A 14,107-nucleotide genomic window follows, 5' to 3' on the forward strand; every position below is an offset into this window, starting at 1 on the left:
GAACATCGGCCGGGCGACAGCGTTGACGCTCCCCCACCCCCGACCTACAGTCGTGAGCCGCATCTCACTCGAACCAAGTTCGGTATTTCGGACACACCTCATCGGGAGGCAGTGTGCAAGCGGCGGACCACGCCCAGGACGAGGCGCTGACCAGCGCGATCCGGCGCGTGATGGTGCGGCTGATGCCGTTCCTGTTCTTCATGTACATCATCGCGTTCCTGGACCGGGTCAACATCGGGTTCGCCAAGGAGGAGTTCCAGCTCCACGCCGGGATCTCCGAGGCCGCCTACGCCTTCGGGGCCGGGCTGTTCTTCATCGGCTACGCGCTGTTCGAGGTGCCCAGCAACCTGATCATGCAGCGGGTCGGCGCGCGCTGGTGGATGTGCCGGATCATGGTCACCTGGGGACTGATCTCCGCGGCGATGTCGCTGGTGACCAACGAAATCACCTTCTACGCGCTGCGCTTCCTGCTGGGCGTGGCCGAGGCGGGCTTCTTCCCCGGCGTCATCCTGTTCATCACGCACTGGGTGCCGCACGCCTACCGGGCCCGCTGCAACGCGCTGTTCTACCTGGGCATCCCGCTGGCCTCGGTGCTCGGCGGCCCGCTGTCCGGGATGCTGCTGGAGCTCGACGGGCTCGCCGGGCTGTTCGGCTGGCAGTGGATGTTCGCGGTGGAAGGGCTGATCGCCTGCGTCGTCGGCGTCTGGGCGTTCTACTACCTGGACAACAAGCCCGCGCACGCCCGCTGGCTCAGCCCCGCCCAGCGCGACGCGCTGCAATCGGCGGTGGACGCCGAAGCCGCGGCCAAGGCGGAGCGCGGCGGTCCGCACCGGGTGTGGAAGGCGCTGGTCGACGCGCGGGTGCTGTACTTCTGCCTGGTCTACTTCCTGATCCAGTGCAGCGTCTACGGGATGACGTTCTACCTGCCGACCCAGGTCGCCTCCGCGGTCGGCGCCGACGTCGGGCTGCTGGTCGGGCTGGTGACGGCGATCCCGTGGACGGTCGCGCTGCTGGTCAACATCACCGTCTCGATCGGCGCCGACCGGGTGGGCCAGCAGCGCAAGCGCTTCGTCGCGGCGGCCTGCGTGGTCGGCGGCTCGGTCGGCATCGCGGCCTCGGCGTTCTTCGGCAACCCGGTGCTGGCCATCGCGGGGCTGTCGGTGGCGGCGGCCGGCTACATCTCGGTGCAGCCGGTGTTCTGGACCTTCCCCGCCGCCTACCTCACCGGCAGCGCCGCCGCCGCGGGCATCGGACTGATCAACTCGCTGGGCAACCTCGGCGGGTTCGTCGCCCCGATCGCCAAGACCTGGGCCGAGGACGTGCTGAACTCCGACACCGCCGGGCTCTACCTGCTGGCGCTGTGCGGTCTCGGCGCGGGCGCGCTCTTCCTGCTGATCTCCCGGTTCCGCGACCCGGTCGACGAACACCCCGGCGAACCGGAAGCCGCCGAACGCCCCTGACCGGCCCGGCGACCGGGCGGCGGGTGCCGCGCCGCCCGGTCGCGGTGGGCTCAGTGGAGTTGGAGGGTCTGGACCGGAGCGGGTTCCGGGGACAGCGGGATGTGGTAGCGCCGGGTCAGGTAGTCGGCGATGTCGTGGAACAGCGGGGCGGCCGTCGACGCCTCCGGGACCTGCGCGGTGGGCGCGTCGAGCATCAGGCCCACCACGAAGCGCGGATCGTCGGCCGGGACCATCCCGGCGAAGGTGATCCAGTGCTTCTCGTTGCTGTAGCAGCCGCACTCCGGGTCGATCTGCTGGGCGGTGCCGGTCTTGCCGGAGATCTGGTAGCCCGGCAGCGCCGCCTCCGGACCGGTGCCGGTCTGCTGCGGCGCGTCCTGCACCACCCCGCGGAGCATGTCCTTCACCGTGTCGGCCGTCCGCTCGCTCACCACCCGCACGCCTTCCGGCTCCGGGGCCTCCACCCGGGTGCCGTCCGGCCGGACCTCCGCCGAGATCACCCGGGGCGGTATCCGCACCCCGTCGTTGGCGATGGTCTGGTACATCCCGGCCATCTGGAGCACCGTCATCGACAGCCCCTGCCCGATCGGCAGGTTCGCGAACGTCGAACCGGACCACTCCTCCGGCGGCGGCAGGTACCCGGAGCTCTCCCCCGGCAGCCCGATCCCGGTGGACCGGCCCAGGCCGAACTTGCGCGCCAGGTCGTAGAACCGCTGCTCGCCGAGCTTCTGGGCGACCATCAGGGTGCCCACGTTGGAGGACTTGCCGAGCACGCCGGTGAAGGTCAGCGGGATGGTGCCGTGCGGCCAGGCGTCCCCGATCGTCCGGTCCGCCACCTCGATCGAGCCGGGCACCTGGAGCACCGTGTCCGGCGCGACCAGGCCGTCCTCGATGGCCCCCGCCGCGGTGATCACCTTGCCGACCGAGCCGGGCTCGTAGGCGTGCGTGACGGCCGGGTTGCCGAGGTTGGCGTCCCAGCTCCCGCCCGGGTCGAAGGTCTTGTCGTTGGCCAGCGAGTACACCTCGCCGGTCTTGGCGTCGAGCACCACCGCGCTGGCGTTGGCCGCCCCCGTCTTCCTGGCGTAGTCGGCGAGCCGCTGCTGCACCACGTACTGCAGGTCGGAGTCGATGGTCAGCGCCACGTCCGAGCCGGGCACCGCCGGGTCGAGCACCTGCTCGGTGCCCGGGATGACCAGGTTCGACTGACCGGCCGCCGTGTCGGAGACCTTGACCCCGTTCTCGCCCGCCAGCACGTCGTCCATGGCGGACTCCAGCCCGATCATGCCGCGCACCCGGTTCTCGTCCATCCGCCAGTTCGCGGCACCGATGATGTTCGCCCCGACCTTGCCCGCCGGGTACTCCCGGGTGGCGCGGTACTCGGCGCCGATGTGCGGGAACTTCTCGGTGATCAGCGCCGCCTTGCTCGCGTCGACCTGCTCGCCGAAGTAGGTGAACTGGACGTCCGAGTTCAGCGCGTCGAGCACTTCCTGCTCGCTGATCTGGCCATCGAGCACGTGGTCGATGTAGGTCGCGATCTCCTGCTTGTACTCGGCGGCGGTGGGCTTGGTCGGGTCCTCCCGGTGCGCCTCGTCGAAGGTCCGGGTGAGGTCGCGCGGGTTGGCGTAGAGTTTCCGCGCCTCGTTGCTGAAGGCCAGCACGTTGCCCGCCCGGTCCACGATGGACCCGCGCTCGGCGACGATGTCGCCCCGCGTCTCGCGCTGCTGCTCGGCCATCGCCGAGAGCTCACCGGCCTCGAACGCCTGGAGCTGGATCAGCTTGCCCGCGGTGAGCACCAGAACCAGCACCATCAGCGCGTTGGCCACCCGCAGCCGCCGCCCGCTGCCCGCGACGTCGGTGCGCGCGGTTCGCTTCGTGCCGCGTCGGACCATCAAGGAACCTCCGGATCGGGCGCGCCCGGCGGCGGAGGCGGCGACGCCGGGGTCGGCGCCTCGGACGGCTCACCGATGACCTCGACCGACCCGTCCGGGCGGGGCACCAGGTGGCCGAACCCGGGGGCGGGCACCATGCCGAGCTCCTCGGCGCGGCGTTGCAGGGCGGGCGTCGAGTTCATCGAGCTGACGTCGCGCATCAGCTCCTCCTTGCGCACGTTGAGCAGCCGGATGCGCTCCTCGCCGCGCTGGATCTGGTAGCTGCCGCCGACCGCCGAGATGGACAGCCAGAGGGTCGTGGCCAGGCCGAGCAGGCACACCGACATGACGACCACCACCAGCGGCAGCCGCAGCAGCGCGCCCTTCTCCGGGAGCTTGGCCCGGGCCTTCGCGGGGCGCCGCGCGCCCGCCGCGACCCGCCGTTCGTCGAGGTTCTGGCGCTGCCTGCGCGGGCGGCGCTCGGTGGTCTCGCGCTGGGAGCGCTCGCGGCGCTCCTCGCGGCGCGCGTAGGCCCGTTCCGCCGCGGCGGTCCGGGTCCGCTTGGTCGTTCCGCGCTCCTGCTCGGCGGCCTTGGTCGCGCGGGCCGCCTTGGTACGGGGTGGTGCCGTCATCCCGCCTCCTCTGCCGTGCGGTGTCCGCAGCCCCGCCGCGCCGGGGGCCCGGCGCTCACACCGGCTCCTGGGAAATCCGTTCCGCCGCCCGGCATCGCACCGACGCGGCCCTCGGGTTGGCCTCGATCTCCTGCTCCCCCGCCAGTTCCGCGCCGCGGGTGAGCAGCTTCAGCTCCGGGCCGTGCCCGGGCAGCTCCACCGGCAGGTCCACTGGGGTCCGGGACTTGGAGCGCTCGGCGAGCACCCGCTTGACCATCCGGTCCTCCAGCGAGTGGTAGGACAGCACGACCATCCGGCCGCCGACCGCCAGCGAGTCCAGCGCCGCGGGCAGCGCCCGCGCCAGCACGTCGAGCTCGGCGTTGACCTCGATGCGCAGCGCCTGGAAGGTGCGCTTGGCCGGGTGCCCGCCGGTGCGCCTGCTGGCCGCCGGCACCGCGCCGTAGAGCAGGTCCACCAGCCGACCGCTGCGCTCGAACGGCTCCTTCTCCCGGGCCCGCACCACCGCGGCGGCGATCTTGCCCGCGAACCGCTCCTCGCCGTAGACCCGCAGCACCCGCGCCAGCTCGGCGGCCGAGTAGGTGTTGAGCACCTCCGCCGCGGTGCGCGGCGCCCCCGGGTCCATCCGCATGTCCAGCGGCGCGTCGTGCGCGTAGGCGAAACCGCGCTCCGGCTCGTCGAGCTGCAACGAGGACACGCCGAGGTCGAACAGCGCACCGTCCACCTGGGACAGCCCGAGCCCGGCCAGCGCCTCGGCCCACTCGTCGTAGACGGCGTGCACCAGGCGGGCCCGGTCGCCGAACGGGGCGAGCCGCTGCCCGGCCAGCCGCAGCGCGTCCGGGTCCCGGTCGAGGCCGACCACGGTCAGCTCCGGATGCGCCGACAGCAGCGCCTCCGCGTGCCCGCCCATGCCGAGCGTCGCGTCCACCACCACCGCGGGCCGCCCGGACAGCGCCGGCGCCAGCAGTTCGAGCGTGCGCTCCAGCAGGACCGGCACGTGCCGGTCGCGCGCGGAGCCGTGCTCATCGGCCACGGCGGTCCCTCCCTCCCGCGTGCCGCTGTTCATTCGGAAGTCCTTTCAACGAGCGGCGGAGCCGCTTCGCGGTGCGGCGCCCGACCGGCACCGCCGCGGGTCCGCAGCCGTCACCCCGCGGGGGCGGGGGACGGCGCCCGGAACGGGCAGCGCGGTCCCCGCCGCGAGCCGTTCCGAGACCGCTCCTCCGCTCCCCGAACACCGAAGCGGGCCCGGGATTCGGGCCCGCGTCCTCCGTGCTGCTCCCCGGAACCCGTCAGGTCCCCGCCCGCCCGTCGCGTCCTGGCACCGGGGAAGATGCACCAGGCGTGCGATAGCCGAGCGGACCGAGGCCTCACGAGGCCCGAGGACGCGTGCGCTCCGACCGGGGCGGCCGGATCAGAACACGCCGGGCAGCACCTCCTCCTGAGCCGTGGCGTAGCTCTCCTCGTGCTCGTCGAGGTAGCTCTGCCACCGCTCCGCGTTCCAGATCTCCAGGCGGTTGATCGCGCCGATCACCACGCACTCCTTGGCCAGATCGGCGTACCGGCGCAGCTCCGGGGCGATCGGGATGCGCCCCTGGCCGTCCGGTCGCTGCTCGTCGGTCCCGGCGAACAGGTAGCGCTGGTAGGCCCGGACCGATTCGTTGGTGAACGGTGCGTCGGCCACCTTGCGGGCCATCTGCTCGAACTCGGCGCGCGGGAACACGTAGAGGCAGTGATCCTGTCCCTTGGTGATCATCAGCCCCCCCGCCAATGCTTCCCGGAACTTCGCCGGCAACGTCAGACGCCCCTTGTCGTCGAGTTTCGGGTAGTGGGTGCCGAGGAACATCCCTCGTCCACCTCCCGATCCCCTCCGGCGGAGCGCCCCGTCCGAGCGCACCGCCGCGGCGGTTGCTCCGCGGGGCCGTTCGGCGCGGGGTCGTTCGGAGGACCGCCAGCCCCTCTTCGGCCGCCCATCCGCCCCACTTTCCCCCACACTACCCCACCCGCCACCACCGTCAACACGAAACGACCCGGCCACCCCCGGAAGCCTGACGGCGTTTCCGCAGGTGGGGCGTCCGAGGTGGCGGGTGGGGAATTCCCGGCCGCCGCGCTCCCCCGAGGATGCGCGACACGCCCGCGCCTCCGCCGCCCGGGGCCGCCCCGGCGCCCGGTGCCGGCGGAGGTGGGGCGGAGTGGGGGGCGGTGCGGGTGTGCCGGGAGGGGGTGTCCGTTTGGCACACTGCACGAGCACGGTGCGCGACCCTGCGGCCGAACCGGCCCGGGTCCGCGCGGAACCGTCGGCGGTCCGGCCGCCGACGCGACGCTCGGGTGGGACGTCCGCGACCGCGGGCACTCCCGCGAGACACGGGAGGTGGCGTGACGCCCAAGGCAGAGCTCTCCGGCTCACCGATGCCGGATTCCGCCGAGGCGGAACCGCACGCCCCGGGAGTGGAAGCGCTGCACGGCACCCTCCAGCGCATCGCCGCCAACGTCGAGCAGGTGCTGGTCGGCAAGCCCGACGTGGTGCGCATCGCGCTGGTGACCATGCTGGCCGAGGGGCACCTGCTGGTGGAGGACGTGCCCGGGGTGGGCAAGACCTCGCTGGCCAAGGCGCTCGCCCGGTCCATCGACTGCACCGCCAGCCGGATCCAGTTCACCCCGGACCTGCTGCCCAGCGACATCACCGGCGTCTCGGTCTACAACCGGGCCTCCGACTCCTTCGAATTCCGCCCCGGCCCGGTGTTCGCCGACATCGTGGTCGGCGACGAGATCAACCGCGCCTCGCCCAAGACGCAGTCCGCGCTGCTGGAGTGCATGGCCGAGCAGCAGGTCACCGTGGACGGCGAGACCTACCCGCTGAGCAGCCCGTTCATGGTGATCGCCACCCAGAACCCGATCGAGATGGAGGGCACCTACGCGCTGCCCGAGGCGCAGCGGGACCGGTTCACCGCGCGGGTCTCGATCGGCTACCCGGACGCCCGCGCCGAGCTGGCGATGGTCGACGAGCACGCCGGCCACGACCCGCTGGGCGAGCTGCGCCCGGTCGCCGACAGCGCGCAGGTGCGGGCGCTGCTGGAGACGGTGCGCGGCATCCACCTGTCGCCGGAGATCCGGCGGTACGTGATCGACCTGGTCACCGCCACCCGGAAGCTCTCCGAACTGCGGCTCGGCGCCTCGCCCCGCTCCACCCTGCAACTGGTCCGCACCGCCCGCGCGCAGGCCGCGCTCGCCGGGCGCGAGTACGTGATCCCGGACGACGTGCAGGCGGTGGCGGTCCCCGTGCTGGCGCACCGGCTGGTGCTCACCAACGAGGCGCGGGCGGCCCGCAAGTCGGCGGCGGAGCTGGTGCGGTCGCTGCTCACCCGGATCCCGGTGCCGCGCGGCGACTCCGACGCCGGACGACGCTGATCATGCTCAGCGGCCTGACCATCCGGGGGCGCTGCCTGCTGGCGGCGGGGGTGGCCGCGGCGGCGTGCTCGCTGGTCCTCGACGAGCGGGACCTGCTGCGGGTGTCGGTGTTCGTGGTGGCGCTGCCGCTGCTGGCCCTGCTGCTGTCGGCGAGCACCCGCTTCGGCATCACCGCCGAGCGGCGGGTGCTGCCGGACCGGGTCGAGGTCGGCACCGAGGCCCAGGTGCGGCTGCGGCTCACCGGCAGCGGGCGGCTGCCGGTCGGCGGCCTGGTGCTGGAGGACGGCGTCCCGCACGCGCTCGGCGGCCGACCGCGGTTCCGCCTCGACGCGCTGCCCCGCCGCGAGGGGACGGTGCTGGAGTACCCGGTGCTGCCGTCGCTGCGCGGCGTCCACCACATCGGACCGCTGCGCACCCGGATCGGCGATCCGTTCGGGATGGCCGAGTTCGAGCGCGAACTCGCCGACCGCAGCAGGCTGATCGCGGTGCCGCAGGTCGTCGAGCTCACCGGGTTCCCGGCGGCCGCCGGGATGGGCAGCGGCGGCGAGGGCACCACCCGGCAGCGCGCCGGGCACGGCGACGACGATGCGATGGTCCGGCAGTACCGGCACGGCGACGACATCCGGCGGGTGCACTGGAAGTCCAGCGCGCGCCGCGACGAGCTCATGGTCCGGGTCGAGGAACGGCCGTGGCACGGCGACCTCACCGTGCTGCTGGACCGGCGCTCGGCCGCGCACCGGGGCAGCGGCGCCCGCTCCTCGCTGGAGTGGGCCGTCTCGGCGGCGGCCAGCATCGCGCTGCACCTGCAACGGCACGGCCGGACGCTGCGGCTGGTCACCGAGGACGCCGAGCCGCTGGCCTCCGGGCTCGACCAGGACGGGGTGCTCGACGCGCTCGCGGCGGTGCGCGGCTCGGCGCAGCGCGACCTGGTGTGCACCCGCGACCCGGGTGCCGGGCACGAGCTGATCGCGGTGCTCGGCGAGACGACCCCCGCGGCGGCCACCGAACTGGTCAAGCTCCGCCCGCAGGGCAGCCGCAGCCTCGCGGTGCTGCTCGACGTCGCGGCCTGGAACGGCGGTGAAGGCGGCTTCGACCCGGAGCGCACCGCGCGGCAGTTGCGCGCCGCGGGCTGGACCGTCGCGGTGGCGCGCGGACCCCGCACGTCGATCGCCGACGTGTGGCGGGACCTGTGCCTGGAGCACACCGGACCCGAGGGGGTGGCGTCATGAGCGCGCGGGTGGACACCTCGGTGGTGGCCACCGGCGCGGGCGGGCTGGCGGTGCTGTGCACGGCCACCTCCTTCACCGGCGTGCTGGCCGACCTGCGGTGGCTGCTGCCCGCGACGATCGTGGTGGCCCTGCTGGGCGGCATCGGGATCGCCGGGCGCAAGCTGAACCAGCACCCGGTCGTGGTGGTGCTGGCCCAGCTCGTCGGGCTGCTGCTCGGGCTGACCGCGCTGTTCACCGGTTCCGGCGTGCTGGGCGTGCTGCCCGGCCCCGCGGCGATCGGCGAACTCGGCGCGCACCTGTCCGGCGCGCTGGAGCAGGTGCGCGCCGGGGTCCCGCCGGTGCCCGCCGAACCCGCGCTGCAATGCCTGCTGTGCCTGGGCGTCGGCCTGGTCGCCATCGCCGTCGACGTCATCGTGGTCGGGATGGGCGCGCCCGCGGTGGCCGGACTGGTGCTGCTGTGCGTCTTCGCGGTCCCGGCGTCGCTGGCGGCGCGGCTGCTGCCGTGGTGGAGCTTCGCGCTCGGCGCGCTGGGCTTCGCGCTGCTGCTGGCCTGCGGCGGTCAGCAGCGCTGGCAGCGCCGCGAACCGGGGGACCGGATCGCGCACACCCTGTTCGGCCGCACCACGGTCGGTCTGGCGAGTTCGGCGGCGGTCGTCGCGCTGGTCAGCGGCGTCGCGTTCACCGGCGTCGGCACCGAGGGACGGCTGCCCGGTTCGGAGGCGGACATGGCGGGCGGCACCAGCGGGATCGGGCTGCAACCGTTCACCTCGCTGCGCGGCCAGCTCGAACGGGACGAGGTCGTCGAGCTGTTCCGGGTCCGGGGCCTGCCGGAGGAGACCTACCTGCGGGCGCTGACGCTGCGCCGGTTCAACCCCGAGCAGGGCTGGCGGCTCGAAGGGCTCACCCAGGGCGTGCCCGCCGGTCCGGACCTGCCGCCGCCGGAGGGCACCCCGCCACCGGCCGAACCGCCCGCGCGGGTGGAGATCCGGCCGGTCGGCTACCGCGATCCGTGGCTGCCGGTGTTCGGCGTGCCGACCGGGGTGACCGGGATGGGCCCGTCGTGGCGCTACGACCCGGCGGCGGGGGTCGTGTTCACCCAGACCAACCAGGAGAGCCGCCCGTACACCGAGGAACTCGTGCTGCCGGACCCGTCCCCGGAGGAGCTGCGCTCCGCGACCGGCTCGATGCCGATCGCACCCGAGTACCTGGACGCCAGCGGCATCCCGCCGGAGGTCACCGCGCTGGCCCGGCGGCTGACCGCGGACGCCGACAACGACTTCGACCGCGCGGCGGCGATCAACCGGTTCTTCACCGACCCCGCCAACGGGTTCCGCTACGACCTGCAGACCGCGCCGGACACCGGCATCAGCGCGCTGTCGGACTTCCTGTTCCGGGGCAAGCGCGGGTTCTGCGAGCAGTACGCCTCGTCGATGGCGGTGCTGCTGCGCGCGGTCGGCGTGCCGTCCCGGGTGGCGATCGGCTTCACCGCGGGCTACCGGGACGGCGACGAGCGGGTGATCACCACCGAGGACGCGCACGCGTGGGTGGAGGTGTACTTCCCCGGCCACGGCTGGCAGACCTTCGACCCGACTCCGCTGGAGGACGGCCGCACCGCGCTGCCGGGCTTCCTGGAGGCCGACGCCGGCCCGGCCGTCCCGGCGCCGCCTCCGCCACCCGGGCAACCCCAGTCCCAAGCCCCGCAGCCGCCCACCGCGGGACCGGCGCCCGAGCAGCCCGAGCAGCCCGACGCCCCCCGCCGCGAACCGGAGTCCGGCGGGTCCGGTGTGGCGTGGGTGATCGCCCTGGGCGCGCTGGCGGTGGTCCTGCTGGCCGCCCCCGCCGCGGTGCGCGCCGCCCGCCGCCACCTCCGGCTGCGCGCGGCGACCACCGGAGGCGCCGGAGCCGCGTGGCGCGAGGTGCTCGACGAGTTCCAGGACCGGGGCAGCACGCCCGGGCGCGGCGAGACCGCGCGCGGGATGGCCACCGCGCTGGCCGAGCGGCACGGCCTGGACCAGGACGCGACCCGCTCGCTGCGCGAGCTGGTGACGGCGGTCGAACGCCAGTGGTACGGCCCGCCGGAGCCCGACACCGCCCCGGACCTGTCCCCGGCGGTGTCGGCGGTGCTGGCCGGGATCGCCCGCAGCGCCCCGCTGACCTGGCGGGAACGGCTGTTCCCCCGCTCGGTGCTGCGACCGCTGCGCGACGGGTGAGCGGCACCGCTCCGGTTCAGCCGACGGAGCCACCGGCAGGCGAGCAACCGCCCCACCGAGCGCAGCCCGCACCACCGCGAACGACCCCTCACCCGTTCGTGAGATGAGTGAGGGGCACCCTTGCCCAAGTTACTGGGACAAGGGTGCCCCTCACTCACCTACCTAACGCGTTCGGGCGCGCGAAATCGCCCACCGGCGCACCGGTGGGCGACGGGCGTTCCGCACTACTGCTCGAAGCGCTTGCGGAAGCGGTCTTCCATGCGCTGCGAGAGGGAGCCGCGGGCGCGTGGGGCCTGCCCCTTCTTGCCCTTCCGGGCGGCACCTCCGCCCCCGGAATCCCCTTGCTCGGCTTCGGCGTCCTCTCCGCCACCACCACGCAATGCGGACAGGACGATCACTGCTCCGCCGAACATCACGAGGAAGCCGACCACGCTCACCACTGGGATATCGGCCGGCTTGACCGGTATCACCACGCCGACGACCAGCAGGACCAACCCGAGTGCGAAGACGGCGATGCCCTGCAGGCGTCGCCGCCTGGAAGGTCGTTGCAACCGCCCGCCGCGCACGGTGGAGGCGAACTTGGGGTCCTCGGCGTAGAGCGCGCGCTCGATCTGGTCGAGCAGTCGCTGCTCGTGCTCGGAGAGTGGCATGGCTCCTCCTCCGGCACAGGTCTGTCGTGGCGCCGGAGACCCGCGAGGGGCTTCCTCGCGGCCTGGGGCCCGGCGAACGCTTGGGGGCGTCATCCTCGAGGATACGGTTCCGGGGACGCGACGACTACCCGGTCCCCGAACCGGAACCGTGCGAGGTTGCCGACATCATCCCCTCGGTGCAGCGATTCGGCCCAGCGCGTGCAGCCGGGTGGCCACGTCGCGCAGCGGCGGACGGACCGCGGCGACCCGCTCCAGCTCCGCGACCTGGTCCGCGGCCGTCGGACTGCTGTCCGGCACCGACCCCGGCACCAGGTCGCTCAGCGCGCCCTGGCCCTGCACCAGCTCGACGGTCAGGCCCGCGTCGCCGAGCTGCGCGCGCAGGCCCTCGGTGTCGAAGCGGCGCAGCAGCGGGTCGGCGGTGCCCTCCAGCCTGCCGTGCGGGTCCGCGAGCAGCCCCAGCGCCTCGTCCACGCGCCCGGCCAGCGCCCGCCCCAGGACCGCGGCGTAGCGGTTCACCACCAGCACCGAGACCACCCCGCCGGGCGCGGTGGCCGCGACCAGCGCCGCCAGCGAGCTGTCCACGTCGTCGACGAACTCCAGCAGGCCGTGCGCCAGCACCAGGTCGGCCCCGCCTTCCGGGCTCAGCACGGCCAGGGCGTCGGTGTCGCCCTGCAACGGCGTGATGCGGTCCGCGACCCCCGCGTCCAGCGCGCGGCGCTCCAGGGTCGCCAGCGCGTTCGGGCTCGGGTCCACCACCGTCACCGAGCACCCCGCGGCGGCCAGCGGCACCGCCCACACCCCGCTGCCACCGCCGACGTCGAGCACCCGCGGCGACCCCCCACCTCGGCGGTCGCGGGCCTGCTCCAGCTCGGCTTCCAGCACCTGGCGGACGACGTCGGATCTCATGGTGAGCAGCGTAATCCCGCACCGCGGCGACGATGCAGCGGCGTGCGGATCACCAAACGCCAACGGTGCTCCGCGCCCGGGTCCGCGTTCCGTAGGCTACGAGCGTGCGAACCGTGGCAGTGCTGAGCCTCAAGGGCGGCGTGGGGAAGACGACCGTGGTGCTGGGTCTGGCGTCCGCGGCGATGCGCCGCGGGGTCCGCACCCTCGTCGTGGACCTCGACCCGCAGTGCAACGCGACCGCCTGCCTGGAACCGGAGGACACCGAGCGCGGCATCAGCGACGTGCTCGCCGATCCCCGGCCCGAAGTGCTCGAAGCGGCCCTGTCCAGCACCTCGTGGGGCGAGGAGGTCGACGTCCTGGTCGGTTCCGAGGACGCCGAGTCGATCAACGGGCACCACGGCGACGACGGCGACCTGGAACGGCTCACCACGGCGCTGTCGACGCTGGACGACCTGGTGGCCGAGGACGAACTCCCCTACCAGCTGGTGCTGCTGGACTGCCCGCCGTCGCTGGGCAGGCTGACCCGCTCGGCGCTGGTGGCCGCCGACCGCGCGCTGCTGGTCACCGAGCCGACCATCTTCGCCGTGTCCGGCGTGCAACGGGCGTTCGAGGCGGTGCAGGCCGAGCGCGAGTCCACCAACCCGGACCTGCAACCGCTGGGCGTCATCGTCAACCGGGTCCGGCCGCGGTCGCACGAGCACCAGTTCCGGATCGAGGAGCTCCGCGAGATCTTCGGGCCGCTGGTGATGCCGGTGGCGCTGCCGGACCGGCTCGCCGTGCAGCAGGCGCAGGGCGCCTGCATGCCGATCCACGGGTGGGGGACGCCCGGCGCGCGGGAAGTCGCACTGGCGTTCAACCTGCTGTTGGCGCGGACGCTGCGCGCCGGCCGGAGCCGCGCGGCCGATCCGGCCGACGAGGACTTCGACGAGGACGACTGACCGAGGGGCGGTGAGCGCCGGTGCCGGAGGGCGACACGGTCTTCCTGACCTGCCACCGGCTGCACGCGGCGCTGGCGGGCCGGGAGCTGGTCCGCGGCGAGGTCCGGCACCCGGAGCTGGCCGCGCTGGACCTCGGCGGGCGCGAGGTCACCGAGGTCCGCCCGGCGGGCAAGCACCTGCTGATCCGGTTCGCCGACGGTCACACCCTGCACAACCACCTGCGGATGGACGGCTCCTGGCACCTCTACCCGCCCTCGGCGCGGTGGCGGCGCCCCGCGCACCAGGTCCGCGCCGTGCTCGGCACCGACGACCGGCTCGCGATCGGGTTCAACCTGCACGACCTGCGCTGGCTGCCGACCCGCGAGGAGGACCGGGTGGTGGGGCAGCTCGGGCCGGACCTGCTCGACCCGGCCTGGGACGAGGAGCTGGCCGCCGAAGCCGCCCGGCGGCTCACCGCCGACCCGGAGCGCGAGCTCGGCCAGGCGCTGCTGGACCAGACGGCCGTGGCCGGGATCGGCAACCTCTACGGCACCGAGGTGTGCTTCCTGCTCGGCCGGTCGCCGTGGGCGCCCGTCGGGGAGGTCGACGCCGCCCGCGCCGTCCGGCTGGCCCGGGACCTGCTGGAGCGCAACGCCTGGCACCCCGAGCAGTCCACCACCGGCACCCTGCGGCGCGGCGCGCAGCACTGGGTCTACCACCGCCGCCGCTGCCTGCGCTGCGGCGGACCGGTGCACCGCGGCTCCCAGGGCGAGGGCACCCGGGCCCGCGTCACCCACCACTGCCCCACCTGCCAACCCCGCTGACACCACACCCCG

General features: G+C 74.0%; 12 protein-coding genes. 6 read left to right on the forward strand and 6 right to left on the reverse strand.

All coding sequences use genetic code 11. The features are described from left to right. Positions 1 to 113: 113 nt before the first annotated feature. Positions 114 to 1,460, forward strand: coding sequence for an MFS transporter (locus ABD976_RS00415; RefSeq protein ID WP_345355200.1), 1,347 nt, complete (start codon positions 114 to 116; stop codon positions 1,458 to 1,460). Between the two features lie 50 nt (positions 1,461 to 1,510). On the opposite strand, the gene ABD976_RS00420 is transcribed toward ABD976_RS00415, so the two are convergent. The 4 genes from ABD976_RS00420 to mraZ all read right to left on the reverse strand — a co-directional run bounded on the left by ABD976_RS00420 (position 1,511) and on the right by mraZ (position 5,797). Then, a complete protein-coding gene (locus ABD976_RS00420; RefSeq protein ID WP_345355203.1) occupies positions 1,511 to 3,346 on the reverse strand; it encodes a peptidoglycan D,D-transpeptidase FtsI family protein in 1,836 nt (611 codons plus the stop codon). Next, positions 3,346 to 3,957 carry a cell division protein FtsL gene (ftsL, locus tag ABD976_RS00425; RefSeq protein ID WP_345355206.1) on the reverse strand — a complete coding sequence of 204 codons (612 nt, stop codon included), beginning with the start codon at positions 3,955 to 3,957 and terminating at the stop codon, positions 3,346 to 3,348. Before ftsL ends, ABD976_RS00420 begins: the two co-directional genes overlap by 1 nt. A 55-nt stretch (positions 3,958 to 4,012) precedes the next feature. Continuing rightward, complete coding sequence (gene rsmH / locus ABD976_RS00430) at positions 4,013 to 5,020, reverse strand: 16S rRNA (cytosine(1402)-N(4))-methyltransferase RsmH (protein WP_369775108.1); 1,008 nt, start codon at positions 5,018 to 5,020, stop codon at positions 4,013 to 4,015. Positions 5,021 to 5,365: 345 nt separating this feature from the next. Next, the gene (gene mraZ, locus ABD976_RS00435; protein WP_345355212.1) at positions 5,366 to 5,797 is read right to left on the reverse strand and encodes a division/cell wall cluster transcriptional repressor MraZ; all 432 of its coding nucleotides are present in this window, start codon (positions 5,795 to 5,797) and stop codon (positions 5,366 to 5,368) included. 563 nt (positions 5,798 to 6,360) lie between these two features. On the opposite strand from mraZ, the gene ABD976_RS00440 reads away from it, so the two are divergent. The 3 genes from ABD976_RS00440 to ABD976_RS00450 are packed head-to-tail and all read left to right on the forward strand — an operon-like array spanning position 6,361 to position 10,798. Continuing rightward, positions 6,361 to 7,359 (forward strand): AAA family ATPase, encoded by a 999-nt coding sequence (locus ABD976_RS00440; RefSeq protein WP_345355670.1) that lies wholly within the window; start codon positions 6,361 to 6,363, stop codon positions 7,357 to 7,359. Positions 7,360 to 7,361: 2 nt separating this feature from the next. After that, positions 7,362 to 8,588 carry a DUF58 domain-containing protein gene (locus ABD976_RS00445; protein WP_345355215.1) on the forward strand — a complete coding sequence of 409 codons (1,227 nt, stop codon included), beginning with the start codon at positions 7,362 to 7,364 and terminating at the stop codon, positions 8,586 to 8,588. Then, the gene (locus tag ABD976_RS00450) at positions 8,585 to 10,798 is read left to right on the forward strand and encodes a transglutaminase TgpA family protein (RefSeq protein ID WP_345355218.1); all 2,214 of its coding nucleotides are present in this window, start codon (positions 8,585 to 8,587) and stop codon (positions 10,796 to 10,798) included. Before ABD976_RS00445 ends, ABD976_RS00450 begins: the two co-directional genes overlap by 4 nt. A gap of 224 nt (positions 10,799 to 11,022) precedes the next feature. On the opposite strand, the gene ABD976_RS00455 is transcribed toward ABD976_RS00450, so the two are convergent. Both ABD976_RS00455 and ABD976_RS00460 read right to left on the reverse strand, forming a co-directional pair. Further along, a complete protein-coding gene (locus ABD976_RS00455; RefSeq protein WP_345355221.1) occupies positions 11,023 to 11,448 on the reverse strand; it encodes a DUF3040 domain-containing protein in 426 nt (141 codons plus the stop codon). Positions 11,449 to 11,613: 165 nt separating this feature from the next. Next, positions 11,614 to 12,354: a class I SAM-dependent methyltransferase gene (locus ABD976_RS00460; RefSeq protein ID WP_345355224.1), complete on the reverse strand. Its 741-nt coding sequence runs from the start codon at positions 12,352 to 12,354 to the stop codon at positions 11,614 to 11,616. A 104-nt stretch (positions 12,355 to 12,458) separates the two neighbouring features. Between ABD976_RS00460 and ABD976_RS00465 the strand changes: the two genes are divergently transcribed. Next, entirely contained in the window at positions 12,459 to 13,292 is an 834-nt protein-coding gene (locus ABD976_RS00465) for a ParA family protein (protein WP_345355227.1), read from the forward strand. A gap of 20 nt (positions 13,293 to 13,312) precedes the next feature. Next, positions 13,313 to 14,095: a DNA-formamidopyrimidine glycosylase family protein gene (locus tag ABD976_RS00470; protein ID WP_345355231.1), complete on the forward strand. Its 783-nt coding sequence runs from the start codon at positions 13,313 to 13,315 to the stop codon at positions 14,093 to 14,095. Positions 14,096 to 14,107: the final 12 nt, after the last annotated feature.

Source organism: Saccharopolyspora cebuensis, from assembly GCF_039542665.1.
Lineage (GTDB): Bacteria > Actinomycetota > Actinomycetes > Mycobacteriales > Pseudonocardiaceae > Saccharopolyspora > Saccharopolyspora cebuensis.

What these genes read in the sequence shown, in the direction of transcription:
- ABD976_RS00420 (WP_345355203.1), bottom strand. Translation starts at nt 3,346, where the DNA reads ATGGTCCGACGCGGCACGAAGCGAACCGCGCGCACCGACGTCGCGGGC.
- ftsL (WP_345355206.1), bottom strand. Translation starts at nt 3,957, where the DNA reads ATGACGGCACCACCCCGTACCAAGGCGGCCCGCGCGACCAAGGCCGCC.
- rsmH (WP_369775108.1), bottom strand. Translation starts at nt 5,020, where the DNA reads ATGAACAGCGGCACGCGGGAGGGAGGGACCGCCGTGGCCGATGAGCAC.
- mraZ (WP_345355212.1), bottom strand. Translation starts at nt 5,797, where the DNA reads ATGTTCCTCGGCACCCACTACCCGAAACTCGACGACAAGGGGCGTCTG.
- ABD976_RS00440 (WP_345355670.1), top strand. Translation starts at nt 6,361, where the DNA reads ATGCCGGATTCCGCCGAGGCGGAACCGCACGCCCCGGGAGTGGAAGCG.
- ABD976_RS00445 (WP_345355215.1), top strand. Translation starts at nt 7,362, where the DNA reads ATGCTCAGCGGCCTGACCATCCGGGGGCGCTGCCTGCTGGCGGCGGGG.
- ABD976_RS00450 (WP_345355218.1), top strand. Translation starts at nt 8,585, where the DNA reads ATGAGCGCGCGGGTGGACACCTCGGTGGTGGCCACCGGCGCGGGCGGG.
- ABD976_RS00455 (WP_345355221.1), bottom strand. Translation starts at nt 11,448, where the DNA reads ATGCCACTCTCCGAGCACGAGCAGCGACTGCTCGACCAGATCGAGCGC.
- ABD976_RS00460 (WP_345355224.1), bottom strand. Translation starts at nt 12,354, where the DNA reads ATGAGATCCGACGTCGTCCGCCAGGTGCTGGAAGCCGAGCTGGAGCAG.